The sequence below is a fragment of the Knoellia sp. 3-2P3 genome, from assembly GCF_029223115.1.
Lineage (GTDB): Bacteria > Actinomycetota > Actinomycetes > Actinomycetales > Dermatophilaceae > Pedococcus_A.
The window spans coordinates 19,904-46,135 of sequence record NZ_JARGZE010000004.1 but is presented as its reverse complement, the minus strand read 5'-3'; the positions used below and the strand labels follow the sequence as shown (position 1 = coordinate 46,135).

General features: G+C 72.1%; 22 protein-coding genes and 1 pseudogene. 6 read left to right on the top strand and 17 right to left on the bottom strand.

Features of this window, described 5'->3' with window-relative positions:
- Positions 1-34: 34 nt before the first annotated feature.
- Genes P0Y31_RS12695 through P0Y31_RS12650 form a run of 10 tightly spaced genes read right to left on the bottom strand, consistent with a single transcriptional unit; the run spans position 35 to position 8,763 of the window.
- The gene (locus P0Y31_RS12695; RefSeq protein WP_275869943.1) at positions 35-1,513 is read right to left on the bottom strand and encodes a proton-conducting transporter membrane subunit; all 1,479 of its coding nucleotides are present in this window, start codon (positions 1,511-1,513) and stop codon (positions 35-37) included.
- The gene (locus P0Y31_RS12690; RefSeq protein WP_275869941.1) at positions 1,510-2,982 is read right to left on the bottom strand and encodes an NADH-quinone oxidoreductase subunit M; all 1,473 of its coding nucleotides are present in this window, start codon (positions 2,980-2,982) and stop codon (positions 1,510-1,512) included. The genes P0Y31_RS12695 and P0Y31_RS12690 overlap by 4 nt, the downstream gene beginning before the upstream one ends.
- Positions 2,976-4,823 carry an NADH-quinone oxidoreductase subunit L gene (locus P0Y31_RS12685; protein WP_275869937.1) on the bottom strand — a complete coding sequence of 616 codons (1,848 nt, stop codon included), beginning with the start codon at positions 4,821-4,823 and terminating at the stop codon, positions 2,976-2,978. The genes P0Y31_RS12690 and P0Y31_RS12685 overlap by 7 nt, the downstream gene beginning before the upstream one ends.
- Complete coding sequence (gene nuoK / locus P0Y31_RS12680) at positions 4,820-5,119, bottom strand: NADH-quinone oxidoreductase subunit NuoK (protein ID WP_275869935.1); 300 nt, start codon at positions 5,117-5,119, stop codon at positions 4,820-4,822. The genes P0Y31_RS12685 and nuoK overlap by 4 nt, the downstream gene beginning before the upstream one ends.
- Positions 5,116-5,670, bottom strand: coding sequence for an NADH-quinone oxidoreductase subunit J (locus P0Y31_RS12675; RefSeq protein WP_275869932.1), 555 nt, complete (start codon positions 5,668-5,670; stop codon positions 5,116-5,118). The genes nuoK and P0Y31_RS12675 overlap by 4 nt, the downstream gene beginning before the upstream one ends.
- A complete protein-coding gene (locus P0Y31_RS12670; RefSeq protein WP_275869930.1) occupies positions 5,667-6,326 on the bottom strand; it encodes a 4Fe-4S binding protein in 660 nt (219 codons plus the stop codon). Before P0Y31_RS12670 ends, P0Y31_RS12675 begins: the two co-directional genes overlap by 4 nt.
- On the bottom strand, positions 6,323-7,282 hold the full coding sequence (gene nuoH / locus P0Y31_RS12665) for an NADH-quinone oxidoreductase subunit NuoH (protein ID WP_275869928.1): 960 nt from the start codon (positions 7,280-7,282) through the stop codon (positions 6,323-6,325). The genes P0Y31_RS12670 and nuoH overlap by 4 nt, the downstream gene beginning before the upstream one ends.
- Positions 7,279-7,812 carry an NADH-quinone oxidoreductase subunit C gene (locus P0Y31_RS12660; protein WP_275869926.1) on the bottom strand — a complete coding sequence of 178 codons (534 nt, stop codon included), beginning with the start codon at positions 7,810-7,812 and terminating at the stop codon, positions 7,279-7,281. The genes nuoH and P0Y31_RS12660 overlap by 4 nt, the downstream gene beginning before the upstream one ends.
- A complete protein-coding gene (locus P0Y31_RS12655; RefSeq protein WP_275869924.1) occupies positions 7,805-8,404 on the bottom strand; it encodes an NADH-quinone oxidoreductase subunit B in 600 nt (199 codons plus the stop codon). The genes P0Y31_RS12660 and P0Y31_RS12655 overlap by 8 nt, the downstream gene beginning before the upstream one ends.
- Complete coding sequence (locus tag P0Y31_RS12650) at positions 8,404-8,763, bottom strand: NADH-quinone oxidoreductase subunit A (protein ID WP_275869922.1); 360 nt, start codon at positions 8,761-8,763, stop codon at positions 8,404-8,406. Before P0Y31_RS12650 ends, P0Y31_RS12655 begins: the two co-directional genes overlap by 1 nt.
- A gap of 172 nt (positions 8,764-8,935) precedes the next feature.
- Here P0Y31_RS12650 and P0Y31_RS12645 point away from each other — a divergent pair, with 172 nt between their 5' ends.
- The 3 genes from P0Y31_RS12645 to rarD are packed head-to-tail and all read left to right on the top strand — an operon-like array spanning position 8,936 to position 12,882.
- Complete coding sequence (locus P0Y31_RS12645; RefSeq protein ID WP_275869920.1) at positions 8,936-10,819, top strand: 2-oxoacid:acceptor oxidoreductase subunit alpha; 1,884 nt, start codon at positions 8,936-8,938, stop codon at positions 10,817-10,819.
- The gene (locus P0Y31_RS12640; RefSeq protein WP_275869918.1) at positions 10,816-11,913 is read left to right on the top strand and encodes a 2-oxoacid:ferredoxin oxidoreductase subunit beta; all 1,098 of its coding nucleotides are present in this window, start codon (positions 10,816-10,818) and stop codon (positions 11,911-11,913) included. The genes P0Y31_RS12645 and P0Y31_RS12640 overlap by 4 nt, the downstream gene beginning before the upstream one ends.
- A gap of 30 nt (positions 11,914-11,943) precedes the next feature.
- Positions 11,944-12,882: an EamA family transporter RarD gene (gene rarD, locus P0Y31_RS12635; RefSeq protein WP_275869916.1), complete on the top strand. Its 939-nt coding sequence runs from the start codon at positions 11,944-11,946 to the stop codon at positions 12,880-12,882.
- A 95-nt stretch (positions 12,883-12,977) separates the two neighbouring features.
- On the opposite strand, the gene P0Y31_RS12630 is transcribed toward rarD, so the two are convergent.
- Complete coding sequence (locus P0Y31_RS12630) at positions 12,978-13,886, bottom strand: HNH endonuclease signature motif containing protein (protein ID WP_275869914.1); 909 nt, start codon at positions 13,884-13,886, stop codon at positions 12,978-12,980.
- 638 nt (positions 13,887-14,524) lie between these two features.
- On the opposite strand from P0Y31_RS12630, the gene P0Y31_RS12625 reads away from it, so the two are divergent.
- Together P0Y31_RS12625 and P0Y31_RS12620 are read left to right on the top strand one after the other, a co-directional pair.
- The gene (locus P0Y31_RS12625) at positions 14,525-15,061 is read left to right on the top strand and encodes a hypothetical protein (RefSeq protein ID WP_275869912.1); all 537 of its coding nucleotides are present in this window, start codon (positions 14,525-14,527) and stop codon (positions 15,059-15,061) included.
- 172 nt (positions 15,062-15,233) lie between these two features.
- Positions 15,234-15,424: pseudogene (locus tag P0Y31_RS12620) on the top strand (VOC family protein); the annotation flags it as partial.
- Positions 15,425-15,428: 4 nt separating this feature from the next.
- Here P0Y31_RS12620 and P0Y31_RS12615 read toward each other — a convergent pair.
- Both P0Y31_RS12615 and P0Y31_RS12610 read right to left on the bottom strand, forming a co-directional pair.
- Positions 15,429-16,763 (bottom strand): D-arabinono-1,4-lactone oxidase, encoded by a 1,335-nt coding sequence (locus P0Y31_RS12615; RefSeq protein ID WP_275869910.1) that lies wholly within the window; start codon positions 16,761-16,763, stop codon positions 15,429-15,431.
- Positions 16,764-16,776: 13 nt separating this feature from the next.
- Positions 16,777-17,922, bottom strand: a complete 1,146-nt coding sequence (locus P0Y31_RS12610; RefSeq protein ID WP_275869908.1) for an alanine racemase — start codon at positions 17,920-17,922, stop codon at positions 16,777-16,779.
- 148 nt (positions 17,923-18,070) lie between these two features.
- Between P0Y31_RS12610 and P0Y31_RS12605 the strand changes: the two genes are divergently transcribed.
- A complete protein-coding gene (locus P0Y31_RS12605) occupies positions 18,071-20,095 on the top strand; it encodes a PhoX family phosphatase (protein ID WP_275869906.1) in 2,025 nt (674 codons plus the stop codon).
- A 74-nt stretch (positions 20,096-20,169) separates the two neighbouring features.
- Here P0Y31_RS12605 and P0Y31_RS12600 read toward each other — a convergent pair whose 3' ends face one another.
- From P0Y31_RS12600 to nuoL, 4 genes are read right to left on the bottom strand one after another with little or no spacing between them, the layout of a single operon-like run.
- Positions 20,170-21,171 carry a polyprenyl synthetase family protein gene (locus P0Y31_RS12600; protein ID WP_275869904.1) on the bottom strand — a complete coding sequence of 334 codons (1,002 nt, stop codon included), beginning with the start codon at positions 21,169-21,171 and terminating at the stop codon, positions 20,170-20,172.
- Between the two features lie 10 nt (positions 21,172-21,181).
- On the bottom strand, positions 21,182-22,756 hold the full coding sequence (gene nuoN / locus P0Y31_RS12595) for an NADH-quinone oxidoreductase subunit NuoN (protein WP_275869903.1): 1,575 nt from the start codon (positions 22,754-22,756) through the stop codon (positions 21,182-21,184).
- Positions 22,756-24,285, bottom strand: coding sequence for an NADH-quinone oxidoreductase subunit M (locus tag P0Y31_RS12590; protein ID WP_275869901.1), 1,530 nt, complete (start codon positions 24,283-24,285; stop codon positions 22,756-22,758). Before P0Y31_RS12590 ends, nuoN begins: the two co-directional genes overlap by 1 nt.
- Positions 24,285-26,210 (bottom strand): NADH-quinone oxidoreductase subunit L, encoded by a 1,926-nt coding sequence (gene nuoL, locus P0Y31_RS12585; protein ID WP_275870517.1) that lies wholly within the window; start codon positions 26,208-26,210, stop codon positions 24,285-24,287. Before nuoL ends, P0Y31_RS12590 begins: the two co-directional genes overlap by 1 nt.
- Positions 26,211-26,232: the final 22 nt, after the last annotated feature.

Genomic DNA, 26,232 nt, shown 5'->3' with positions numbered 1-26,232 from the left:
TCCCGTTCCGCGTCGCCTCGTGCTGCGGCCGTGCTCAGGCGAGCAGGCCGAGCAGGAGCTGCGGGGCGAGGCTGGTGAGCACCAGGGCGGTGCCGGTGAGGGCCAGGGCGGCGAGCGGGCCCCGCCCCGCGCGACGCACCGCACCCGCAGGCTCGGCCCCGGCGGCAGGCTCTTGGAACAGGACGGCGAACCACCGCAGGTAGACCGCGACCCCGATGACGGCGTTGCCGACCGCGACCAGGGCCAGCACCCAGAGCTCCTCGGCGACCACCGGTTGCAGGGCCGCCACCTTGGCCACCAGGCCGAGCACGCCGGGCGGCAGGCCTGCCAGCGACACCAGCGCCAGGCCGAGCGCCGCCCCCAGCACCGGCCGGGTGCGCAGCAGCCCCCGGTATGCCGTGAGCGTGCGGCCCGCGGCCCCGCCGCCGACCAGCACGACCACGGTGAAGGCGACGAGGGTGGCGATGACGTAGGCGAGCAGGTAGCCGCCGCTCGCGGCCAGCCCGGCGGGGACGAGGGTGGCCAGCGGCAGCACGACCCAGCCGGCCTGGGCGACCGTCGACCACGCCAGCAGCCGCACGGGGTCGTCCTGCACGAGAGCGAGCACGTTCCCCAGGGTCATGGACAGCGCCGCCAGCACGCCGATCGCGACGAGGACGGGGGCACCGGCGGCGGCGAGGGGGCGCAGGACCGCCACGAGGGCGGCCAGGGCCGCGACCTTCGACGTGGCGGCGAGGAACGCCGCCACGGGCTCGGCGCCGCCGGCATACGCCTGCGGTGTCCAGGCGTGGAAGGGCACGAGCGAGAGCTTGAAGCCCAGCCCGCCGACCAGGAGAAGGACGCCGAGGAGGAGCACCGCCCACGTGGCGTCGTCGGAGCGGGCCCGGTCGACAGCGCCGACGGAGAAGACCGCCTCGCCGGTGCCGACCAGCCACAGGGCCGCTCCCAGCACGACCATGGCGAAGGACACGAGCGAGGTGGCCAGCAGCGACAACGCGCCGGCGCCGGCCCGCACCGTGCCACGCAGGGCGACCAGGGCGATGGCCGGGAGGGTGGCGAGCTCGAGGGCCACCAGCCAGGACCCGAGGTCGTGGGCCGCGGCGACGGCCGCCGCGCCGGCGGTGGCACTCAGCACCAGGGCGACGAGCACGGCCGGGCCGCCGCGCAGCGGTTCCTGCTCGAGGGTGTCGTGGCTCGGCCACACGAGCAGCAGCACCACGATGGCCGAGGCCAGGGCCCCGAGCTGCAGGGCGCTCGCCAGCGGGCCCGCCTCGTAGAAGCAGGCCCCCGCGGGAGCCGGCAGGCACAGCGAGCGCAGCGGTGCGTCCTCGGTGCCCAGCGCCCCCGGCACCGCGAGCGCCAGACCCACGGCGAGGGCCAGGAGCCCCACGGCGTGGTGGGCGGTCCGCAGCCGGGGGGCCAGCACGTCCAGCAGCAGGACGAGCACCGCGCCGGCCGCGGGCGCCAGCACCGGCGCCAGCACGAGCACGTCGAAGGAGACCACCGTGCTCACGAGCCACCCACCAGCGCGGTGACGGCGTCGCTCGTGACGGACAGCAACACCTGGGGCAGCACGCCGAGCACCAGGGCGGCCACGACGAGACCACCCACGACGAGCCACTCGACCCCGCGGCTGTCGGCGATCACCGGCGTGGACCGCTCGCCCATCCAGACCGTGCGGGCCACCCGCAGCGCGTAGGCGGCCGCCAGCACGGTGCCCAGCGCCCCGGTCACGGCGGTGGCACGGAAGAGACCCAGCGGCAGCTCCTCGGCCGGCGACCACACGGCATACAGGCTGAGGAACTCGCCCCAGAACCCGGCCAGCCCGGGCAGCCCCAGCGAGGCGGCGAGCCCGACGACGAGGGCGAACCCGAGCCGTGGGCTGACCTCGCGCAGTGCTGCACGGGCCACCGCCAGGTCGGCCGAGCCCCAGCGCTCCTTGAGCCCGCCGACGATGAAGAACAGCAGCGCCGACACGACCCCGTGGGCGACGTTGGCGAACAGGGCCGCCTGCAGGCCGGTGCGCGTGCCCGAGGCCAGCCCCAGGGCGACGAAGCCCATGTGCGCCACCGACGAGTAGGCGATGAGCCGTTTCAGGTCGCGCTCCACCAGGCAGGCCAGGCCTCCCCAGAGGATGCCGATCGCACCCACCACGGCCACCGCGGGAGCCAGCCGCGCGAAAGCGTCGGGCACAACCGCGACGGGCAGGCGCACAAGCCCGTAGGTGCCCATCTTCAGCAGCACCGCCGCGAGCAGCACCGAGCCCGCCGTGGGCGCGATGGTGTGGGCGGGCGGAAGCCAGGTGTGCCCGGGGAAGAGGGGCACCTTGACGGCCAGCCCCGAGACCAGGGCCAGGGCGATGAGCAGCTGCGTGCTGCGCGGTATGCCGGACCCCGCGCCGCGGGCGAGCACGTCGAGGTCCGCGGTTCCCGCGGCACCGACCAGGGCGAGGATCCCGACGAGCATCAGCGTCGAGCCCAGGGCCGTGTAGAGGACGAAGCGCCCGCCGGCGTCGGCGCGGTCCCGCGGCCGGTGGGCGTCGCCGAAGCGGGTGATGAGCACCCACATCGGGACGAGCACCACCTCGAAGGCGACGAAGAAGAGGATGGCGTCGCGGGCGTAGAACGTCGCCAGGGCGCCTGCCTCGACGAGCAGCAGGCAGGCGTGGAAGGCGGCTGGGGTGCCGCCCTCGGGCCGGCGGGACGAGGAGTGGGCGACGACCGCCACGCCGAGCACCGCCGTCATCACGAGCAGCGGCGCGCTGATGCCGTCGACGGCCAGCTGCCAGCGCAGGTCGAGGGCCGGCACCCAGGGCCGGTCGACAGTCGGGCGCGTGAGCACGGCGACGACGACAGCCGCCAGGGTGGCGCCGCTGGCGGCGAGGGCGAGCCGGTTGACCGACCGGTGCGACAGGTCGCGGCCCGCGCCGAGCAGCCAGACGGCCACCGCCGCGGGCACCACGAGGCTGAGGGCGATCACCACAGCGCCACCCCTGCCGCCGCGACGGCCACCACGCCGAGCACGACCCAGACGAGCGAGGTGGCCGACCGCTCGGCCCGGTGGACGCGGGCACCGCCACGCCCGGAGTGCAGAGCGGTGGCAGCGCTCCCCCGCACGTAGGCGTCGACCACCTCACGGTCGAGGAAGACCACCAGCCGGGCCAGCGCCAGCACCGGGCGGGCGACCAGCCTGACGTAGACGCCGTCCGCGCCGAACCCGCTGTCGAACTGCGGCACCCGCGCCCCGACCAGGCGCGTGGCCGGGTCAGCGCCCCTGGCCGTGCTGCGCACCGCGACGGCCGCCCCCACGACCAGCAGCACGGTCAGCAGGGCCATCCACCACGCGATGTGGCCCTCCAGGGCGAGCCAGGGAGTGAACACCACGAGGCCACCGAAGACCGTGAGGACGCTGAGCACCGAGACGGCCGCCATCACCGGCGCGTTGGCCTGGTCACCCTCGTGCACCTCGGGCCGGGCCGCCGTGAGGTCGTCCAGCACCAGCCAGGCCCGCATGCAGTAGGCCGCCGTGAGCACCACGGTCACGAGGAGCGCGGCCAGCACCAGCAGCGAGCGCGCGTCCCCCGCGGCGACGCCGGCCTCGGCCGCGCCGAGGACGTGCTCCTTGCTGACGAACCCCACCAGCGGTGGCACGCCGGCCAGGGCGAGCAGGCCGACGAACATGGCAGGGCGGATGACCGCGTGCCCTCGCAGGCTGCCGCGCATGGCGACCGCGGCCGTGCCACCGACCGTGACGCTCAGCCAGCCGACGAGGAGGAACAGCAGCGCCTTGAAGAAGGCGTGGGAGTACAGGTGCAGCAGACCTGCTCCCGGGCCGTCCTGTGCCGGGGCGACCGCCAGGGCCGAGAGCATCAGCGCGACCTGGCTGAGGGTCGAGTACGCGAGCAGTCGCTTGAGGTCGCTCTGCCCGAAGGCCAGCACCGCGGCCCACACCATCGTGACGACCGTGCTGACCGCCAGCACCCACCGTGCCCCGTCGCTCGCGACGAAGATGGTGAAGAACGACGACAGCACGTAGGTGCCGGCGGCCACCATGGTGGCCGCGTGGATGAGCGCCGACGCCGGTGTCGGGCCCTCCATGGCGTCGGGCAGCCAGTCGTGGAAGGGGAACTGGGCGGACTTGCCGAGCACGCCGACGAGCAGCAGCACCATGGCCAGCGTGCGCAGCCCCTCCCCGGCGTCGCCCCCGGGCGCCCAGTGCGCCAGCACCGTCGGGTATGCCGTGGAGCCCGGCCCCGAGGCCAGGGCCAGGACGCCGAGCAGGAACCCCACGTCGGCGAAGCGCGTGACGAGGAAGGCCTTGAGGGCGGCGCGGCGAGCGCTCTCCTTCCGGCTCCAGTGACCGATGAGCAGGTAGGAGCACCAGCCCATGAGCTCCCACCCGACGAAGGTCAGGACGAGGTCGGCCGAGTGCACGACGAGGAGCATCCCGGCGCAGAACAGCGACACGGTGGCCGAGAAGACGCCGTACCGGTCGTCCCGCCGCAGGTACCAGCCGGCGAACGCCTGCACCGCCCACCCGACCACAGCCACCACGACGGCGACGAGCGCCGGTGTGGCGCTCGTCCGGAGGAGGAGGGGGACCTCGAGGTCGCCGGCCTCCAGGGCCGGGAGGATCCTCCCGAGGTGGGTCTGCTCGGACCCGCCGACCGCGGCTAGGCCGGCGAGCGCGGCGACCACCGTGGCCAGTGACGCCCCCACGGCGACGGCGCGGGCGGGGCCGGTGCCGCGACGGGCGAGCAGCAGCCCGACGAGGGCTGCGGCTGCAGGGATGAGCACGACCAGGCGAGCGGCGGCGAGGCTCATCCAGCCTCCCGGCTGAGGTCGACGTCGCCGCGCAGGCGGAAGACCGCGAGCACGACCGCGAGGGCCACGCACACCTCGGCCGCCGCGATGGTGATGACGAAGAGCGTCAGCACGTTCCCCGCCTGCCACGGGTCGCCTCCGACCGCGCCCACGGAGACGAGCAGCAGGTTGGCCGCGTTGAGGATCAGCTCGACACCGATGAGGACGAGCACGGCGTTGCGGCGGGCGAGCACGCCGTAGGCCCCGAGCCCGGCGAGGACCGCGGCGAGGACGTAGGGGCCGGCGAGGTGGATCACTGCGAGATCCTCTCGGGGGCGGCCGGCTCGGGGAGCTCGGACTCGGCGACCTCCGCGGCCCGGGCCATCCGCGAGACCGCGAAGGCTGCGATGAGGGCGACCAGCAGGAGGAGCGAGAGCGCCTCGAAGGGCCACACCCAGGTGCCGAAGATCTGTTCCGCCACGGCACTGTTCGCCGCACCGGTGCGCGGGCGCGCAGCTCCCGCCACGGGCAGGAGCACGGCGAGCAGGAGCGCGGTGACGCCGGCGCCGAGGACGGCGGCGAGCGCCCGGTGGGCCCGACTGGTCGTCACCTCGGGGTTCGGGCCGATCGGCGCACGGGTGAGCATGAGGGCGAAGAGCACCAGCACCACGACGGCGCCGACGTAGACCAGCAGCTGGACGAGGGCCACGAGCTCGGCCCCCAGCACGAGGTAGCAGCCGGCGACGGAGCCGAGGCACACGACGAGCCACAGGGCGGCGTGCACGACGTGCCGCGTCGTCACCGCCAGCAGCCCGCTGGCCGCCGCGAGCAGCCCCACCGCGGCGAAGGCGATGTCGAGCGAGGTCACGGCTCCTCCTCCGGTGCCGGGGCAGGGCGCTCGGGTCGCTCAGGTCGCTCGGCTCGGGCCGGACGCTCCGGCCGCTCGGGGCGGGCCGGACGGGCCGTCGTCGGCCCAACCGCTGCCCTCACCGTCCGCGCCGGCTTGTTGGCCGCGGCGACCTCGGCAGGCTCGACCGAGCCGGGGTCGAGCGCCGGCGGCGGTGGCACGGTCCCCATCCACTGGCCCAGCCGGTCCTTCTCGTGCAGCAGGTCGCGGATGTCGAGCTCGGAGTACTCGAACTCGGGGCTCCAGTGCAGCGCGTCGAACGGGCAGACCTCGATGCAGATGCCGCAATACATGCAGAGGGAGAAGTCGATGGCGAACCGGTCGAGGACGTTGCGCTGGCGCTCGCGACCGCCGGGCGTGGTGGCCGGGATGGTCTCCTTGTGCGAGTCGATGTAGATGCACCAGTCGGGGCACTCGCGCGCGCAGAGCATGCAGGAGGTGCAGTTCTCCTCGAGCAGCGCGATGACCCCGCGGGAGCGCGGCGGGAGGTGGGGCTTCGCGTCGGGGTACTCCGCGGTGTGCGTGGGGCGGGCGAGGGTCCTCGCCGTGGTGGCCAGGCCCTTGAGCAGGCCGGGCAGGGCGCCGCTGGAGCGACGTGGGCGCGAGGGGTCGGTCATGCGACGGCCACCACCCACACGCCGGTCAGGGCCAGCTGGGCCAGCGCCAGCGGCACGAGCACGAGCCAGGCCAGGTGCTGGAGCTGGTCCTCGCGCAGCCGCGGCCAGGCCACCCGCAGCCAGATGATCAGAACGGCGACGGCCAGGCCCTTGAGCAGCGTCCACAGCCAGCCGAGCTGGTCCGCGAAGGGCCCCTGCCAGCCGCCGAGGTAGAGCACCGCGAAGAGCAGGGACATCACGACGATGCCGGCGTACTCGGCGAGCAGGAAGAAGGCGAACCGCAGCCCGGTGTACTCGGTGTAGGCGCCGAAGACGATCTCCGCGTCGGCGATCGGCATGTCGAACGGCGGGCGCTGCAGCTCGGCGACGGCCGCGACGAGGAACACCAGGGCGCCGGGCGCCTGCCAGAGCAGCCACCAGGGCGACCACGCCTCGGCGATGCCGGCCAGCGACAGCGAACCCGCGGCGAGGCAGACCGAGGCGACCGCGAGCACGAGCGGCAGCTCGTAGGACAGCAGCTGGGCGGCGGCGCGCATCCCACCGAGGAGCGAGTACTTGTTGGCGCTGGCCCACCCCGCCATGAGGGTGCCCAGGATGCCGACCGCCGTGACGGCGAGCACGAACAGCGCGCTGGCGGGCACGTCGGCGGCGACCACGTCGGGGCTCAGCGGGATCACCGCCATGGCGACCAGGTAGGGCACGAGCGCCACCGCGGGCGCGAACCGGAACACTCCCCGGTCGGCGGCAGCCGGGGTGATGTCCTCCTTCTGCACGAACTTGACCCCGTCGGCGACGAGCTGGGCCCAACCGTGGAACCCCCCGGCATACATGGGGCCGAGGCGGCCCTGCATGTGCGCCATCACCTTGTGCTCGGCCTGGCCGACGAGCAGCGGCAGCACGAGGAAGGCGGCCAGCACGCCGACGGAGCGCAGCGTCACCTCGAGCACGTCGCTCACCGCGGCCCCCAGTCCGGGCCGGGGACGCCGGGCGCCTGGACGCGGCGGCGCCCGCCGGTGGTCCTGGTGTGCTCGCTCTCGCCGGGCTCCTTCGCACCGGGCCACTGCTTGGAGGCCCGCGCAGCCAGCACGAAGCTCTTGCGCAGCGGTGTGCCCTCGAAGCCGTCGGGCAGCAGCAGGGGCCGCAGCCCGAGGCCTGTGCCGTCGTCGAAGCCGTCGAAGTCGACGCCGAACATCTCGTGGGTCTCGCGCTCGTGCCAGGCCGCGCCCTTGAAGACGCCGGTGATGCTCGGCACCGCGGTGCCCTCAGGCACCCGCGTGCGGATCAGGATCCGGCGCAGAGACGGGGTCGCCGAGACGTCCATGAGGTGGCAGACGACGTCGAAGCCCGGGCGCTCGGGGTCGTCCATCTCGTCGACGGCGGTGAGCCAGTCGAAGAACGTGTATGCCTCGTCGCGGGCCTCCGCGACCGCCTGCGCCCACTCCTCGAGCGGCACCTCACGGCGCTCGACCGTCCCGGGGTCAGCCATCGCCACCCGCCTCGCCGGACGCGGCGGGCCTGCGAACCAGGCCACGCGCGAGCTCACCGGCGCTCGCGAGCCGGTGACCGGCATACTTGGCCCGAATTCCCTTGGTGGACAGCGACTCCGCGGCGATCTTCTCCTGGAGGCGGAGGATTCCCTGGAGGAGCGCCTCCGGCCGCGGCGGGCAGCCGGGCACGTAGACGTCGACGGGGATGACGGTGTCGACGCCCTTGGTGACCGAGTACGAGTCCCAGTACGGGCCGCCGGAGTTCGAGCAGGCGCCGAAGGAGATGACGTACTTCGGCTCGGGCATCTGGTCGTACAGCCGGCGGATGGCCGGGGCCATCTTGTCGGTGACCGTGCCCGAGACGACCATGAGGTCGGCCTGGCGGGGCCCCGGCGCGAACGGGATGACCCCGAGGCGGATGAAGTCGTGCCGGGCCATCGACGCGGCGATGAACTCGATGGCGCAGCACGCGAGCCCGAAGTTGAAGACCCACAGGGAGTAGCGCCGGCCCCAGTTGAGGACGACCTTGACGGGCTGCGGTGCGACGTCGGTGGCCGGGCCGACGCGGGGCAGCGGGAGGTCGACGGCCATCAGAACCACCGGAGCAGGCCGCGCCGGGCCGCGTGGGCGAGGCCGATGACGAGGACACCGATGAAGACCCCGATCTCGACGAGCGAGGCGACCCCGAGACCGGACGAGCGGATGACCAGCGCCCACGGGAAGAGGTAGACGGCGTCGACGGCGAAGATGACGTACAGGAAGGCGTAGACGAAGTAGCGGATCTGCGTCTGCGCCCAGCCCTCGCCCACCGGGTCGACGCCGGACTCGTAGGTCTTCAGCTTGGCGCGGGTCGGGGCCTTGGGCGCCAGCAGCGCACGGGCGCCCATCGCGGCGACGAACAGCAGAAGCCCGACCAGGACCACCGCTGCGACGACGACGTAGGGCGACACGCTTGGCAGCCTAGCGACCCGTGCCGGGACGCGCCGGGAGGTGGCGGCGCGAATTCGTCCGAAATGCGGGTCCCGGAGAAAGGTGGGTAAGGGCGGACTTACCATGGAGAAAAGAGCCGTGGGCAGCCGCCGACGAGACCGAAAATGCCGAGGAACAGGTGGCGGGGAGAACATGAGCAGCAAGTCCGTCCAGCAGCTCGACCGCGTGGTCATCCGCTTCGCTGGGGACTCCGGTGACGGCATGCAGCTGACCGGCGACCGCTTCACGTCGGAGACCGCGGCCCTCGGGAACGACCTGTCGACCCTGCCGAACTTCCCGGCCGAGATCCGGGCGCCGCAGGGCACCCTGCCCGGCGTCAGCTCCTTCCAGCTGCACTTCGCCGACCACGACGTGCTCACCCCGGGCGACGCCCCGGACGTGCTCGTGGCGATGAACCCGGCTGCGCTCAAGGCCAACCTGCGCGACCTGCCCCGCGGGGCGACGATCATCGTCAACACCGACGAGTTCTCAAAGCGGAACCTCGCCAAGGTCGGCTACGCCGAGAGCCCCCTCGACGACGGCTCCCTCGAGTCGTGGCAGGTGCACCCCGTGGCGCTGACGTCCATCACCGTCGAGGCGCTCGCCGGTTTCGACCTCTCCCGCAAGGACAAGGAGCGGGCGAAGAACATGTTCGCCCTCGGCCTGCTGTCGTGGATGTACCACCGCCCCACCACCGGCACCGAGCAGTTCCTCAAGAACAAGTTCAGCTCGCGCCCGGACATCCTCGAGGCCAACCTCGCCGCCCTGCGCGCCGGCCTCAACTACGGCGAGACGACCGAGGCGTTCTCCGTCTCCTACGAGATCGCCCCCGCGAAGATGCCTGCCGGCACCTACCGCAACGTGACCGGCAACGTCGCCCTCGCCTACGGCCTGGTGACCGCCGCCCACCGCGCCCACCTGCCCCTCGTGCTGGGCTCCTACCCGATCACCCCGGCCTCGGACATCCTCCACACGCTCTCGGGCCTGAAGCGCTACGGCGTCACGACCATGCAGTGCGAGGACGAGATCGCGGGCGTCGGCGCCGCGCTCGGCGCCAGCTTCGGCGGCGCCATCGGCGTCACCACGACGTCCGGGCCCGGTGTCGCCCTGAAGTCGGAGACCATCGGCCTGGCCGTCTCGCTCGAGCTCCCGCTCATCATCGTCGACGTGCAGCGTGGCGGGCCCTCGACCGGCCTGCCCACCAAGACCGAGCAGTCCGACCTGCTCCAGGCGATGTTCGGCCGCAACGGCGAGTCCCCGGTGCCGATCGTCGCGCCGAGCTCGCCGGCGGACTGCTTCGACGCCGCCCTCGAGGCGGTGCGGATCGCCACGACCTACCGCACGCCGGTCTTCCTCCTCTCCGACGGCTACCTCGCCAACGGCTCCGAGCCGTGGCGCCTGCCCTCGGTGAAGGACCTGCCCGACCTGTCGGTCGAGTTCGCCACCGAGCCCAACGCCGTCGACGGCACGGGCCAGCCGGTCTTCCAGCCCTTCCTGCGCGACGAGGCCACCCTGGCCAGACCGTGGGCCGTCCCCGGCACACCCGGCCTCGAGCACCGCATCGGCGGCATCGAGAAGGCCAACGTCACGGGCAACATCTCCTACGACCCCGACAACCACGACCTCATGACGCGCCTGCGCGCCGGGAAGGTCGAGGGCATCGCGTCGACCATCGGCGAGCTCGAGGTCGACGACCCCAGCGGTGAGGCCGAGGTGCTCGTGCTGGGCTGGGGCTCGACCTACGGGCCGATCGCCGCCGCGGTGCGCAGCGTCCGCAACACCGGGGCCAAGGTCGCCCGCGCGCACCTGCGCCACCTCAACCCCTTCCCCGCGAACACCGGCGAGGTCCTGCGGCGCTACCGCACCGTCCTCGTCCCCGAGATGAACATGGGCCAGCTCGCGCTGCTGCTGCGCGGCAAGTACCTCGTCGACGTGCAGTCGTTCACCCAGGTGCGTGGCCTGCCCTTCACCACCGTCGAGCTCGCCGACGCGATCGTCGCCGCCCAGACGGTGCCCCACGACGGAGGAACCGAATGACCACCACCGACCTCGGTATGCCGGGTGCCGCGCCTCGCGCGGGCACCGACGCCGTTCCCCGCCTCCCCGAGGACGCCGCGAAGCAGACCAAGCGCGACTTCACCTCCGACCAGGAGGTGCGCTGGTGTCCCGGCTGCGGCGACTACGCGATCCTCGCCGCCGTGCAGGGCTTCCTGCCCGAGCTGGGCCTGAAGCGGGAGAACATCGTCTTCGTCTCCGGCATCGGCTGCTCGTCTCGCTTCCCGTACTACCTCGACACCTACGGGATGCACTCGATCCACGGCCGCGCCCCGGCGATCGCGACCGGCCTGGCCACCAGCCGTGAGGACCTGTCGGTGTGGGTGGTCACCGGTGACGGCGACGCGCTCTCCATCGGCGGCAACCACCTCATCCACGCGCTGCGCCGCAACGTCAACCTCACGATCCTGCTGTTCAACAACCAGATCTACGGGCTGACCAAGGGCCAGTACTCCCCCACCTCGCACGTCGGCGCCGTCACCAAGTCGACGCCGCTCGGGTCGGTGGACCAGCCGTTCAACCCGGTCTCCCTCGCCCTGGGCGCCGAGGCCACCTTCGTCGCGCGCACCATGGACTCCGACCGCAAGCACCTGACCGAGGTGCTGCGCCAGGCCGCCGAGCACCGCGGCACCGCCCTGGTGGAGATCTACCAGAACTGCCCGATCTTCAACGACGGCGCCTTCGACCTCATCAAGGACCGCGAGCAGCAGGAGGCCCGCATCGTCCACCTGGTCGACGGGGAGCCGGTCCGGCTCGGTGCCGAGGGCGAGCGACAGGTGCTCGTGCGCACCGGCGACGGCCTGGAGTTCGTGCCCGAGGGCGACGCCGACCAGGACGACGTCGTCGTCCACCGGGCCGGCGCCGACGACCCGGCCCAGGCGTTCGCCATCTCCCGGCTGGACACCCCGGAGATGACGCACGTGCCCATGGGCGTCTTCCGCAGCGTGGCCCGGCCGACCTACGACGACCTCGTGCGGGCCCAGGTCGGCTCCGCCGTCGAGAAGGCCGGCGGTCCCGCCACGGACGCCGACCTCGAGCGCCTCATCCACGGCAAAGACACCTGGACCGTCGCCTGATGGCAGCCTGCCTGTGAGCCAGGGCCGCCGGTGAGCCCGGACGCCCAGGGCGAGCTCCGGCGCGGCACGACCTACGGCTTCCTCGCGTATGCCATCTGGGGCGTCTTCCCGCTCTACTTCCATGCCCTCAAGCCGGCCGGCGCGTGGGAGATCCTCGCCCACCGCATCGTCTGGACCCTGGTCTTCTGCGCCCTCATCCTGCTCGTGCGCCGTGACCTCGCCTGGTCACGGCAGCTGGTGGCGCGACCCCGCCTGGCCGTAGGGGTCACCCTCGCGGCCCTGCTCATCGCCACGAACTGGGTCATCTACGTCTTCGCTGTGCTCACGGGGCGCACCACCGAAGCCGCCCTGGGCTACTTCCTCAACCCCATCGTGACGGTCGCCCTCGGCGTGCTCGTGCTGCGCGAGCGGCTGCGCCCGCTGCAGTGGGCCGCGGTCGCCATCGGGGCCGTCGCCGGGGTCTACCTCAGCGTCGTGGGCGGGCAGTTCCCGCTCATCGCGCTGAGCCTCGCCTTCTCCTTCGCCGCCTACGGCCTGGTCAAGAAGAAGGTCGGCGCCAGCCTCGACGCGATGCACTCGCTCGCCGCCGAGACGGCGGTGCTCTTCCCCATTGCGATCATCGTGCTGGTCGTACTGACGGTCAGGGACGAGACCACGTTCACCGTCGACTCGCCGCTGCACCCGGCCCTGCTGCTCCTCGCCGGAGTCGTGACAGCCGTGCCGCTGCTCCTCTTCGCCGCCGCGGCACGCCGGATCCCCCTCACCACCGTCGGCCTGTTGCAGTTCATCACTCCGGTGCTGCAGCTCCTCTGCGGCGTGCTGCTCCTCGACGAGCACATGTCGACGGCCCGCTGGATCGGCTTCGGCATCGTCTGGGTGGCGCTCCTGGTCCTCAGCGTCGACATGCTGGCGAACCGGCCCGGTCGCCGCCGCTACCCGTCCATGGTGGTCGACGAGCCGGCGCCGTAGGTCCAGGCATCCGGGGACCAGGAGTCGCCGGGACCGGGGCTCGCCGCTGGACATGCCGAGGGCCCCGCCGGCGGCTGGCGGGGTGTGGGGCGGGGTCACGCTGGCTCCTGGGCGGCGCGTCTCGCGAGGAGCTCGTCCCAGGAGCCGCGGGTGAGGTCCCACTCGACTCGCTCGCCGTGCGCGTCCTTGACGACCCGGCCGGTGTAGCGGCGGTTGTGCACGATGGTGTGGTGCCGCTCGCACAGCAGGGCGGCGTTCGAGAGGTTCGAGGGGCCGAGGTCTGCCCAGTGCACGAGGTGATGGGCGTCGGTCCACTGCGGCGGGGCGTCGCAGCCGGGGTAGGTGCAGCCGCCGTCGCGGAGCCAGAGCCGTTTGGTCTGGGCGTCGGTGAAGTACCGCTTCTCCAGGCCCCAGTCCACGACCTCACCCTTGCCGTTCAGGACGATGGGGATGACGGAGCCGTCGCAGCACAGCCGCCGGACTGTTTCCGGGGCGAGGTGGGTGCCGGCGTCCAACCCGCCCAGGGTGGTGGCCGCGCCGAGCCCGGCCTTGAGGTCGTCGTAGCTCATGGTCAGCAGCAGGGTGGTCTTGTTCGTCTTGCCGACCTCGTCACCGGCCGCGACCGCCCGCCGGACCAGGGTCACCAGGGCGTCGCCGCGCCGGCGGTCGCTGCTGCGCAGGTCGCGTTCCCCGTCGACCGGCTTCGGCGCCGACAGCGGGCCCAGCGCGGCCTCCAGGACCGCCTTGCCCTCGACGTCGAGGGTGAGCCGGTACTCGAAGGTGTCGGCGCCGGTGTCCCTCGGCTGGGACAGGGAGATGAAGGACTTGCCCAGGTTCTGCTGGTCCTGCAGGACATCGGTCAGCCCGTAGCGGGCCAGCATCGCCGGGCGCAGCTGCCGGCAGGCCCGCGGGCCCTGTTCGGCGGCCAGGCCGACCAGCCCCTCGAGCACGTGCGGTTCGGCGCCCTCGGCCAGCATCGGCCGAAGCTTCTCGAACTCGCCCACGACCGCAGCGGCTGAGCCCACCGGCAGCCGGCCCGAGCCGACGGCCTCACGGGGGCGTTGACCCGCTTCCGGAACGCCTGCGCGACGCTGACGATCGCGCCCGCCCCACCGGCCCTCGTCGACGGCGCGTGATGCCTGACCCACTGCACCGTGGTCATCGCCGCCGGACCCCCGGAGGTCTCGCCCCGTTCCATGGCCTCACCGACCACCGCCACCCGGCCCGCGTCGCACGCCATGCCGAGGGCGTCCACCTCGCTCAACAATCCAGCCAGCCCGTCCGGCCCGCCACCAGAGGGCGCCTGCCACAGCACGTCCCCCATGGCACGGACCGCCTCAGAGGCAGCCGCGAGCAACTCGCGACACTGCGAGAGACTCAGGCCGGCGTTCTCCTCCATGACCACGACACTAGAGGGGAGCACCGACAGCGCAGCGAACTCAGTGAGGACGAAAACCGTTGTAGCGCAACGCTATCCGACGGCATACCCATCCCCTGTGCGCAACCCAACGACCACGTCCTGTGGATGGCGCGACCCACCGGAACCGCCTGTGGAAGAAGGGCCGGCTGCTTCGGCCGACACACGGGAGCCTGACAACTGTGTGCCCATCGGGGGCGCGCGTCTGGCTGCAGAATGGCGTCCATGAGCGAGGACTTCTGGCGCGACACGACGCCGCTGAAGGCGCCGACGTTGGACCGGCCCATCGAGCCCCGGTCCCGCCGACCAGTTGTCATCTCGGTGCTCGTAGCAGCGCTGGTGCTGGGTTCCATGGCGGCGCCGATGGCATGGTTCGTGACCACGTACGGGTGTGACGGCGGGGATGAGGCCTACGCCCAGCGGCTGGCCCAGTCCGACGTCTTGGACCTGGCCCCTGCGGAGGCAACGCCGGTCGGCGGACGGGACACCGGCTGCGAGGACGACGACGAGATGGCGATGGCCTCCCAGGACTACCGGCGCGGTGACCTCACACCCGAGCAGGTCGTCTCGTTCTACGACCGAGCCTTGACCGCGGCCGGCTGGACACCGGCGTCCAGTGCTGGGCGTCCGGGCTGCTGGAACCGGCAGCTTGGACAGCGGGGAGTCAGCCTGTTCGTGGAGCAGGACTACGACCCCGAGGTGTTCACGGTGGAACTGTCGTCGCAGGACAAGGGCGGCGGCTGGGGTTGGTGCCCTGAATGAAGGCATCCGCTGACCGGAGGACGAATCGCCTCGCCCGGCTGCCCGGACAGGCTGGCCCGGAAATCGTCTCGCCCGCGCTGGTCTCGTTTGGGTACGGTCGCGAGGTTGTTCGGCTAGCTGCCGTTCGAGGTGGCCTTCCCTACATCTCCCGGCCCGGAAGTAGGTCTCGTCCATGGCTTGTCGGATCAGTGAGCTCGTGCTCGGTTGCCGCGACCCTGAGTCGCTGGCGTGCACCGACCGCGACCAGGATGCCGAGCTCGAACGCCTTCTGGCGCTCGGTGCCCGCCCGGCCGACATCGGCCAGACAGGGCAGGAGCAGTGCACGTCCTCGCCGACCCCGAAGGCAACGAGTTCTGCCTGCTGACGGTCACCGCGTGCCGAGCACCTGGTCGAGGTAGTCGTTGCGGAACAGTCCGCCCGGGTCCAGCTCCTCCCGCACGCGCAGGAAGTCGTCGAACCGCGGGTAGAGCGGCCGCAGGCGCGCCGCGTCCAGCGTGTGCAGCTTGCCCCAGTGCGGTCGGCCCGCGTGCTCGGCGACGATCGCCTCGAACGCCGCGAAGTACCGGCGGTGGTCCATCCGCCGGTACTGGTGCACGGCGACATACGCGGTGTCCCGCTCGTATGCCGTGGACAGCCACACGTCGTCGGCTGCCAGGAAGCGGACCTCCACGGGGAAGGGCAGCGCCTCGTCGTGGCGGTTCACCCAGTCCCGCAGCTCGAGCAGCACGTCGGCGACGACCGCCCGCGGCACCGCGTACTCGCTCTCGACGAACCGCACCGCACGGTTGGAGCAGAAGACCCGCCAGGAGTCGTCGGTGAACTCGCGCGCCGCCAGTGCGCGGGCCGTCAGCTGGTTGAGCCGCGGCACCACCGAGGGCCAGCGGGCACTCGCCCGGTTGGCGAGCTCGAAGATGCCGTTGGCGAGCAGCTCGTCGTCGACCCACGCATGCCACGGCGCCAGCGGCCCCGGGTGGGGCTCGCCCCCCACCTGGTTGTTGCGCTTCGTGAGAGTCCGGTCGGTGTGCGGGAACCAGTAGAGCTCGAAGTGGTCGTTGCCCTCGGCCTCCTCCTGCACCCGCTCGAGCAGCGGCAGCAGCGGCTCCGGCCGCTCCACCGCGTGCAGACGGAAGGCGGGCACGCACTGCAGCTCGACCTCGGTGACCACCCCGAGGGCGCCGAGTCCCACCCGGGCGGCCTCGAAGACGTCAGGGTGCTGGTGCGCGGAGCACTCCAGCACCGAGCCGTCGGCCAGCACCATCGTCAGCCCCCTGACGGCAGAGGCGATGCCGTGCAGCCGCGCACCGGTGCCGTGGGTCCCCGTCGCGATCGCACCAGAAAGGCTCTGCCGGTCGATGTCGCCGAGGTTGGGCAGGGCCAGCCCGACCGCCTCGAGCGCCGGGTTGAGGTGGCGCAGGCGGGTGCCCGCGAGCACGCGCACCCGCCCGGTGGCACGCTCGACCCCGGTGATGCCCGTGAGGTGGTCGAGGCGCAGCATCACGCCGCCAGTGACCGCAGCCGGCGTGAACGAGTGACCCGCACCCACCGGCCGCACCCTGAGCCCGCGGGCTGCGGCGGAGGCGACGACCGTCGCGACGTCGCCGACGTCCTTGGCCTGGGCGACCTCGGCGGGCCAGGCCGATTGGTTGCCGGCCCAGTTGCGCCACTGGGTGCCTGAGCGGCTCGAGCCGGTGCTCGGCTTCATCCAGCCCGCCCTCTCATCCGAAGTTCGCCGCCTCTCCGCGGTAGGTCGGCACCCGGTCGACGAGCTCGTCCCCCCGCACCAGGTACAGCTCGTCGAACCGTTCGCACAGCTCACCAGCCTTGGCGTGGCGGAACCACACGCGGTCGCCGATGCCGAGACCGTCGGCCGCACGCCCGCGCAGCGGGGTCTGCACCTCGCCGGCCCCCTCGGAACGCAGCAGCCGCAGGCCGCGCGGCGCCAGCACGGAGGGGCTGCGGGACCAACCGGGCGGGCCCGACGCGATGTAGCCGCCGCCGAACACCGTGACGACCCCCGGCGCGGGACGGCGCACCACGGGCAGCGCGAAGGCCGCAGCGGGCCGGGGCCGGAACGACCGGTAGCCGTCGAACAGCGTGGGGCCGAAGAGCCCCGAGCCGGCGGCCAGCTCGGTCAGGGACGGGTCCCGCGACGCGACGTGGAGGCTGCCCGTGCCGCCGCCGTTGACGAACTCCAGCCCCGCCACGTCCCGCACGGCGGCGACCACCTCGGCGCGGCGGCCCAGCAGGTCCCGCGTGGAGCGGGCCTTCACGAGGCGGACGGCCGGCGAGGAGTCGGGCAGCCCCGCCACCTGGGCGTCGTAGAACATCAGGCCCACCACGTCCAGGCCGGCTGCCTGCGCCGCCCGGGCGACCGCCACCACCTGTCCGGCCGACCGCAGGGGCGAGCGCCGCACGCCCAGGTGGAGCGAACCGACCCGCAGGGAGGCGTCGACGTCGACGGCGACCCGCAGGGGGTGCGGCCGCCGCAGCGCCGCGAGGAAGGCCACGTGCTCGGCGCTGTCGACGGTCACGGTGACCTGCGCGGCCGCGTGGCCGTTGGCAGCGACGGCCTCGAGCGCCTCGCGGTCCGCACTCGGGTAGGCCACGAACAGGTCGGTGAACCCGTCGGCCGCCAGCCAGAGCGCCTCTCTCACGGAGTAGGCCATGACGCCCCGGAACCCGGGCCGGTCAAGAACTCTGCGCAGCAGCGCGCGGCAGCGCACCGACTTCGAGGCCACCCGCACCGGCTTTCCCGCCGCTCGGCGCACCAGGTCGGCAGCGTTGGCGTCGAAGGCCTCGAGGTCGACCAGCGCCAACGGCGCAGCCCTGCCGGCCGTCGCGCGCTCCCAGCTGCCGGTCACGGGGCCGACTCTACTGAGCGGCATACCGGCGCCGGGGCGTGTCTTGAACCTCTGATCACCGGCTGTTCACCTGCGAGCCGCCCGGCGGCACGAGCCGGTCCCTAGGTTGACGCGCGGACACCACCGTCCTTTGACCGATGGAGGAACCATGACCGCACCGGCGCCGCAGCGCACCGTGCTCCCCCTGACCCCGACCGGCCGGGCCGCCCACCCCGGCGGCCGCTCCGCGATGACCTGCCACTTCCGCTGTGACGACGCCTGCAGCAAGCCGGTGCCGAACCCCAGTGACAACACCTACTTCGGCGACGTCGTCGCCGCGGGCGCGTCTCGTCGCAGTGTCCTCAAGGGCGGTGGCCTGGTGGCCGCCGTCGTCGGCCTCACCGCGGCGACGGGAACCCGGGCAGCCGCGGCCGCCCCTGCCGCGGCCCCCACCGTGAGCGGCGCGACCACCAGGTCCCCGTTCGGCTTCACGCCCATCGCGGCGCAGCCGGAGGGGCTGGACAAGGTCGTCGTCCCGGACGGCTTCACGTGGTCGACGATCATCTCGTGGGGCGACCCGATCCTCGCCGGCGCGCCGGACTTCGACTTCGACAGGCAGAGCGCGGCCGCCCAGGAGGGCCAGTTCGGCTACAACAACGACTACATCGGCCTGATCCGCACCAAGGACCAGAACGCCGCGGTGCTCGTCGCCAACAACGAGTACACCAACGACGAGCTGATGTTCCGCGGCTACACCGGGAGCGCGTCCCTCACCCCCGAGCAGATCCGGATCACCATGGCCGCCCACGGCATGTCGGTCGTGGAGGTGCGTCGCAAGGGAGCGTCGCGCCCGTGGGAGCACGTCAAGGGCGCCCCGCTCAACCGCCGCGTCACCGCCACCACCGCGTTCGCCGTCGACGGTCCGGCTGCCGGGCACCCGCTGCTGCAGACCAGCGCGGACCCCAGCGGCCGCCGAGTCCTCGGCACCATCGGCAACTGCGCCGGCGGCACGACCCCGTGGGGCACGGTGCTCTCCGGCGAGGAGAACTTCCAGGGGTACTTCAAGGCCTCCTCGATCCCCGCCGACCAGGACGCCGCCTACCGCCGCTACGGCATCACGGGGTCGGGCCGCGGCTGGGAGCGGGTCGACGACCGCTTCGACACCGGGGCCGAGCCCAACGAGGTGAACCGCTTCGGCTACGTCGTCGAGCTCGACCCGTCCGACCCGACCAGCACCCCGGTCAAGCACACGGCGCTCGGCCGCCTCAAGCACGAGGGCGCGAACGTGACCATCGCCCCCGACGGGCGGGTGGTCGCCTACACCGGTGACGACGAGCGCTTCGACTACCTCTACAAGTTCGTCTCGCACGGCCGCTACCGCCCCGGCGACTCGGCGCAGGCGCGGGCCAACAACCTGACGCTGCTCTCCTCCGGCGACCTCTACGTCGCGAAGTTCACCGGCGACGGCTTCGAGGACGGCGTGGCCGACGGCACCGGCACGTGGTTGCCGCTCGTGGTCGACAACGAGAGCCAGGTGCCCGGCATGACCGTCGCCGAGGTGCTCATCTGGACCCGCCTCGCCGCCGACAAGGTCGGCCCCACCAAGATGGACCGCCCCGAGGACGTCGAGACCAACCCGGTCAACGGCCGCACCTACGTGGCGTGCACCAACAACACGCGGCGTGTGCCCTCGCAGATCGACGAGGCCAACCCGCGCGCCAACAACAAGCACGGCCACATCATCGAGATCACCCCCGACCGCGGCAACGACACGACCACGGGGTTCTCGTGGAAGATCGTGCTCGTCGCTGGTGACCCTTCTGACCCGGCCACCTACTTCAACGGGTACGACCGCTCCGAGGTCTCGCCGATCTCGTGCCCCGACAACGTCGCGTTCGACCGCGAGGGCAACCTGTGGATCGCCACCGACGGCAACGCCCTCGGCCACTGCGACGGCATGTACCTCATGCCGCTCACGGGCACGCAGAAGGGCCACCTGCAGCAGTTCCTCTCGGTGCCCGCCTGGGCCGAGTGCTGCGGCCCCCTCGTCACGTGGGACGACAGGACGGTGCTCGCCGCCGTGCAGCACCCCGGCGAGGTCGACGGCGCCTCCCCGGACAACCCGCGCAGCCAGTTCCCCTACAGGGGCGACGGCCAGCCGCGGCCGAGCGTAATCCAGGTCCACCCGGCCTGAGGACAGACGCACGAAGGGGCGGCCACCGCGCGGTGGCGCCCCTTCTTCGTGCGCTCAGACGGTATGCCGCGTGGTCACCCCACGCGGTCGACGACGCCGGTCGCCAGCGCCAGCAGCGCGTGCTTGGCCTCACCCTCGGGAAGCGGCGCCAGCGCGTCCTGTGCCTGCCGCGCCACGGCATACGTGCGCGTGCGCGCCTCCTCCATCGCCGGGTGGGCGCGCAGCAGGCCCAAGGCCTCGGCCAGGAGGTCGTCGTCGCGCAGGTCGGAGCCGAGCAGCTCCTTGAGGCGGGCGTCGGCGGGGTCGCTCGAGGCGCGGGCGAGAAGCACCGGCAGCGTGGCCTTGCCCTCGCGCAGGTCGGTGCCCGGCGTCTTGCCGGTCTCCTCGCTCTCCGAGGCGATGTCGATGAGGTCGTCAGCGAGCTGGAAGGCCATGCCCAGCCGCTCGCCGTACTCGCGCAGGGTCTCCACGACCACCGGGTCGCAGCCGCCGAACATCGCGCCGTAGCGGGCCGCGGTGGCGATCAGCACCCCCGTCTTGTCGGCCAGCACACCGAGGTAGTAGTCGACCGGGTCGGTGCCGGGCGGGCACGGCCGGTCATCGCGGATCTGCCCGGAGCACAGGCGCACGAAGGTTTCCGCCTGGATCTTGACGGCGACCGGCCCGAGGTCGGCGATGATCGAGGAGGCGGTGCCGAACAGCAGGTCGCCGACGAGGATCGCCGTGGAGTTGTCGTACTTCGCGTTGGCGCTCGGGGCGCCGCGTCGCACGTCCGCCTCGTCCATGACGTCGTCGTGGTAGAGCGAGGCCAGGTGCGTCAGCTCGACGCCCGTAGCCGCGGCGACCACCTGCTCGTTGACGCCCTCGCCCAGCTCCGAGGCCAGCAGCGTCAGCAGCGGGCGGAACCGCTTGCCGCCGGCCTCGGCCAGGTGGACGTTTGCCTCGGCGATGAAGGGGTCGTCGTGGTCGACCTCGCGGCGCAGCAGCGCGTCGACGTCGGCCAGGCCCCGCTGGAGCCGCTCGGTCAGCCCGGAGGAGACCGAGGGCAGTGCCAGCACCGGGGGCGTCGCGCTCATCAGGACACCGTCATCGCAGGAACTGGGACGAGCTCTCGGCCAGCGCCAGCACCTGTGAGGGGAAGACGCCGAGGACGAGGGTGACGAGCGTCCCCACGGTCAGCGCCACCGTCGTCATCGGCGACGGCATCTCTGCCACGACGTCGCCGCCCGCGGGCTCGGTGAAGTACATGAGCACGATCAGCCGGACGTAGACGAACGCCGTGATGACGCTGCAGAGCACGCCGATGGCCACCAGCGCCACCCCTGCACGACCACCGGTGGCGACCGCAGGAGCGAACGCCGCGTACTTGGCGGTGAAGCCGGACGTCAGCGGGATCCCGGCGAAGGCCAGCAGCAGGAAGGCGAAGACGGCGGCCACGACCGGGTGGTTGCGGCCCAGGCCCGCCCACTGCGACAGGTGCGAGGCCTCGGAGCCGCCCTGGCGGACCATCGAGACGACGGCGAAGGCGGCGATCGTCATGAAGCCGTAGGCCACGAGGTAGAACATCGTCCCCGCGACGCCGAGCCGGTCGAAGGCCAGCACGGCCACGAGGATGAAGCCCGCGTGGGCGATGGAGGAGTAGGCCAGCAGCCGCTTGACGTCGGTCTGGGTGACCGAGAGCACCGCGCCGACGATCATCGTCAGGGCGGCGACGGCGATGACGCCGGCCCGCCAGTCCCAGCGGTTGGCCTCGAGGCCCACGTAGACCAGGCGCAGGATGGCGCCGAAGGCGGCCACCTTGGTGCACGCGGCCATGAAGCCGGTGACCGGGGTGGGGGCACCCTGGTAGACGTCGGGGGTCCACGAGTGGAAGGGCACCGCGCCGACCTTGAAGAGCAGACCGACGAGCAGGAAGACCACACCCGGGATGAGCAGGCCGTCGAGCGGGCCGGAGGCCGCCGTGATGGCCGCGGCGATGTCGGCGAGGTAGACCGAGCCGCTGTAGCCGTAGAGCAGGGCCGCGCCGAAGAGGAAGAACGCCGAGGAGAAGGCACCGAGCAGGAAGTACTTCAGCGACGCCTCCTGCGACAGCAACCGGCGCCGGCGCGCCAGGCCAGAGAGCAGGTAGAGGGGCAGCGACAGCACCTCGAGGGCGACGAACATCGTCAGCAGGTCGCCGGCAGCAGGGAAGAGCATCATGCCGCCGACCGCGAAGAGGGTGAGCGGGAAGACCTCGCTGCTCATCAGGCCCGCTCGCATGGCGGAGGCCTCGTGGGGCGAGCCCGGGACTGCGGCGCCCATCGGCGTGAACGCGTCGGGGCCCTCCCCACCGAAGCGCTCGGCCATGGTGAGCACGCCGAGCACCGACATCAGCAGGATGGCGCCCTGGAGGAACAAGGCGGGGCCGTCGATGACCACGGCACGCTCGAGGGTGATGCCCTGGGCGTCGACCGAGATCATGACGAGCACGACGAGGGCCGCCACCAGCGCCACGAGCGCGACACCGACCTGCATGGCGTAGCGCAGCCGCCGCGGGGCGAACGCCTCGACGAGCACGCCCACCAGGGCGCCGCCGAAGACGACGAGCATCGGGGCGATGGCCGCGTAGTCGACCTGGGCGACCTCGAACTGGGTCGTCAGGCTGGTGGTCAGGGCGGTCATCACTTCGCACTCCCGTCAGCGGCGTTGGTCGGCGCAGGGTCCGAGACGCCCACGTAGGACAGCGTCTTCTCCACGGCCGGGTTGAGCAGGTCGAGGGCAGGCTTGGGGTAGAAGCCCAGGACGAGGAAGGCCGCGATCAGCGGCGCGATCACGAGCTTCTCGCGCAGGTTCCAGTCGTGCACGGGCTCGACCAGCTCGGGCTTGGGCCCGGTCATCATCCGCTTGTACATCAACAGGATGTACAGCGCGGCGAGGATGATGCCCGCCGTGGCGATCACGGCGGCGGCCTGGTAACGCTGGTAGGTGCCCACGAGGACGAGGAACTCGGAGACGAACGCGGCGAGGCCGGGCAGCGCTAGGCCGGACAGGCCCGCCACGAGGAACGCGCCCGCCAGGCCCGGGGTGACCCGCTGCCAGCCGCCGTAGTCGGGGATCCGCTTGCTGCCGCGGCGGGAGATGAGCATGGCGGCGATGAGGAACAGCGCTGCAGTGCCGAAGCCGTGGTTGAGCATGTACAGCGTGGAGCCGGCGCCGCCGACCGTGGTGAGGGCGAAGATGCCCAGCACGATGAAGCCGAAGTGGCTCACCGAGGTGTAGGCGATCAGGCGCATGACGTCGGTCTGGCCGATCGCCAGCAGCGCGCCGTACAGCACCGAGATGACCGCCAGGACGATGACCACCGGGGTCGCCCACTTGCTGGCCTCGGGGAACAGCTGGAGGCAGAAGCGGATCATGCCGAAGGTGCCGACCTTGTCGAGCACGCCGACGAGGAGCACGGCGGTGGCCGGGCGGGCCTCGGTGGCAGCGTCCGGCAGCCAGGTGTGCACCGGCCACATCGGCGCCTTCACCGCGAACGCGAAGAAGAACGCGACGAACATCAGGCGCTCGGCCGTGACCGGCATGTCGAGGCCGGTCAGCTTCGAGACGAGGAAGCCGTCGGCGCCGCCGGGGCCGTACTGGTACAGCGCGATGACGCCGACCAGCATCACGAGACCGCCGGCGAGCGAGTAGAGCAGGAACTTCACCGCGGCGTACTGGCGACGGGCGCCGCCGTAGGAGCCGATCAGGAAGTAGACCGGGATGAGCATCGCCTCGAAGAAGACGTAGAAGAGGAAGACGTCGGTGGCCGCGAAGACGCCGATCATGAACGTCTCGAGCACCAGCATCAGCGCGAAGTAGTTCTTCTCGCGATTGCCCGCCTCGGGCACGTCGTCCCAGGCGGCGAGGATGCAGACCGGGGCGAGGATCGCGGCCATGAGGATCATGACCAGCGCGATGCCGTCGACCCCCATCGCGTAGGAGACGCCGAACTGCGGGATCCACTCGTGCTGCTCGGTGAGCTGGAACTGCTCACCCGAGTTGGTGTCGAACTGCAGCGCCGCCGCCACGGTGAGCACGAGCGTCAGCCCGGACACACCGAGGGCGATGTGCTTGGCCCGGTCGGCCACACCGGCCGGAAGGGCGAAGACGATGGCGGCGCCGACGAGCGGCAGCAGCGCGATCGTCGTCAGCCAGGGGAAGTTGGTCATCACTGGATCACCCACACAGCAGCGAAGAGGGCGACGACACCCGCAAGCATCGTCAGGGCGTAGGACCGGGCAAAACCGTTCTGGATCCGCCGCAGGCGGCTCGAGGTGCCGCCCACGAGCGCGGCCAGGCCGCCGACCGCCCCGTCGACGCCGCGGTTGTCCGCGAACACCAGCGAGCGGGTCAGGTGGATGCCGGGGCGCATGAACACGCCCTCGTTGACGTCGTCCTGGTAGAGGTCGCGGCGCGCGGCCTGCGTGGCCAGCGAACCGGCGGGGGCGACCACCGGGACCTCGTCACGCCAGTAGCGCATCCAGGCCAGGAGGATGCCGCCCGCGACGAGCAGCAGCGTCAGGCCCATGATGACCGGCACCGCGAGCACCGGGTGCTCCTCGCCGTGCTCCCCCACCACCGGCTCGAGCCAGTGGGTGAAGACGTTGGTGGGGCCGAGGACGAGGCCGAGCAGGCCGGAGCCGACGGCCAGCACCATCATCGGCACGGTCATGAGCAGGGGCGACTCGTGCGGGTGGACGTCGTCGGTCCAGCGCTTCTTGCCGTGGAAGGTCATGAAGAACAGGCGCGACATGTAGAAGGCCGTGATGCCGGCGCCGAGGAGCGCGGCACCGCCGAAGACCCAGGGGCGCCAGCCCTCGCCGATGAAGGCGGCCTCGATGACCTTGTCCTTGGACCAGAACCCGGAGAACGGCGGGACACCGAGGATGGCCAGCCAGCCGAGCGCGAACGTGGCCCACGTGATCTTCATGGCCCCGGAGAGGCCGCCGAAGCGGCGCATGTCGACCTGGTCGTTCATGCCGTGCATGACCGAGCCGGCCCCGAGGAACATGCCGGCCTTGAAGAAGCCGTGCGTGATCAGGTGGAAGATCGCGAACGCCGCGCCCACCGGGCCCAGGCCCGCGGCCAGCATCATGTAGCCGATCTGCGACATGGTCGAGGCGGCCAGCGCCTTCTTGATGTCGTCCTTGGCGCAGCCGACGATCGCACCGAAGAGCAGCGTGATCGCACCCACGATGACGACGACCAGCTGGGCGTCGGGCGCACCGTTGAAGATGAAGCCGCTGCGCACGACGAGGTAGACGCCGGCGGTGACCATGGTTGCCGCGTGGATCAGCGCGGAGACCGGCGTCGGGCCGGCCATGGCGTCGCCCAGCCAGCTCTGCAGCGGGAACTGAGCCGACTTGCCGCAGGCGCCCAGGAGCAGCATCAGGCCGATCGCGGTGAGCGTCGCCTCGCTCGCGTTCCCCGCAGCCTCGGAGACGCCGGCGAAGGTGACCGTGCCGAAGGTGGCGAACATGATCATGATCGCGACCGACAGGCCGAAGTCACCGACCCGGTTGACCACGAACGCCTTGTTGGCGGCCGTGGCGTAGGCCGGGTTGTGGTTCCAGAACCCGATGAGCAGGTAGGACGCCAGGCCGACGCCCTCCCAGCCCACGTAGAGCAGCAGGTAGGAGTCCGCGAGCACCAGCAGCAGCATCGCCGCGACGAAGAGGTTGAGGTAGGCGAAGAACCGGCGCTTGTCCGGGTCGTGCTCCATGTAGCCGAGCGAGTACACGTGGATCAGCGAGCCGACGAAGGTCACCAGCAGCACGAACGAGACGGACAGCTGGTCGACCAGCATCCCGGCGTCGAGCTGGAAGGAACCGGCCGGCACCCACTCGAAGAGCGTCATCTGCATGGCGCGCTCCGCCTCGGGCCGGCCGATCATGGCGATCCAGACCAGGAAGCCCACGACGAAGGCGGCCCACGACATGGCGGTCGCGAAGACCGGGCCCCACTTGTCGGTGGCCCGGCCGCCGAGCAGCAGGACCGCGGCACCGAGCAGCGGCAGCGCGACCAGCAGCCACGCGGATGCCGTGATGCCGGTGGCCGCGGTGGCGGTCCCTTCGGCAGCGGCGAGGGTTGACAAATGTGTCACCTGGTGGCCCCTT

Coding starts and splice junctions, on each gene's coding strand:
- P0Y31_RS12685 (WP_275869937.1), bottom strand. CDS start 4,823: ATGAGCCTCGCCGCCGCTCGCCTGGTCGTGCTCATCCCTGCAGCCGCA.
- P0Y31_RS12670 (WP_275869930.1), bottom strand. CDS start 6,326: ATGACCGACCCCTCGCGCCCACGTCGCTCCAGCGGCGCCCTGCCCGGC.
- P0Y31_RS12660 (WP_275869926.1), bottom strand. CDS start 7,812: ATGGCTGACCCCGGGACGGTCGAGCGCCGTGAGGTGCCGCTCGAGGAG.
- P0Y31_RS12655 (WP_275869924.1), bottom strand. CDS start 8,404: ATGGCCGTCGACCTCCCGCTGCCCCGCGTCGGCCCGGCCACCGACGTC.
- P0Y31_RS12645 (WP_275869920.1), top strand. CDS start 8,936: ATGAGCAGCAAGTCCGTCCAGCAGCTCGACCGCGTGGTCATCCGCTTC.
- P0Y31_RS12640 (WP_275869918.1), top strand. CDS start 10,816: ATGACCACCACCGACCTCGGTATGCCGGGTGCCGCGCCTCGCGCGGGC.
- P0Y31_RS12625 (WP_275869912.1), top strand. CDS start 14,525: ATGAGCGAGGACTTCTGGCGCGACACGACGCCGCTGAAGGCGCCGACG.
- P0Y31_RS12615 (WP_275869910.1), bottom strand. CDS start 16,763: ATGAAGCCGAGCACCGGCTCGAGCCGCTCAGGCACCCAGTGGCGCAAC.
- P0Y31_RS12605 (WP_275869906.1), top strand. CDS start 18,071: ATGACCGCACCGGCGCCGCAGCGCACCGTGCTCCCCCTGACCCCGACC.
- P0Y31_RS12600 (WP_275869904.1), bottom strand. CDS start 21,171: ATGAGCGCGACGCCCCCGGTGCTGGCACTGCCCTCGGTCTCCTCCGGG.
- nuoN (WP_275869903.1), bottom strand. CDS start 22,756: ATGACCGCCCTGACCACCAGCCTGACGACCCAGTTCGAGGTCGCCCAG.
- P0Y31_RS12590 (WP_275869901.1), bottom strand. CDS start 24,285: ATGACCAACTTCCCCTGGCTGACGACGATCGCGCTGCTGCCGCTCGTC.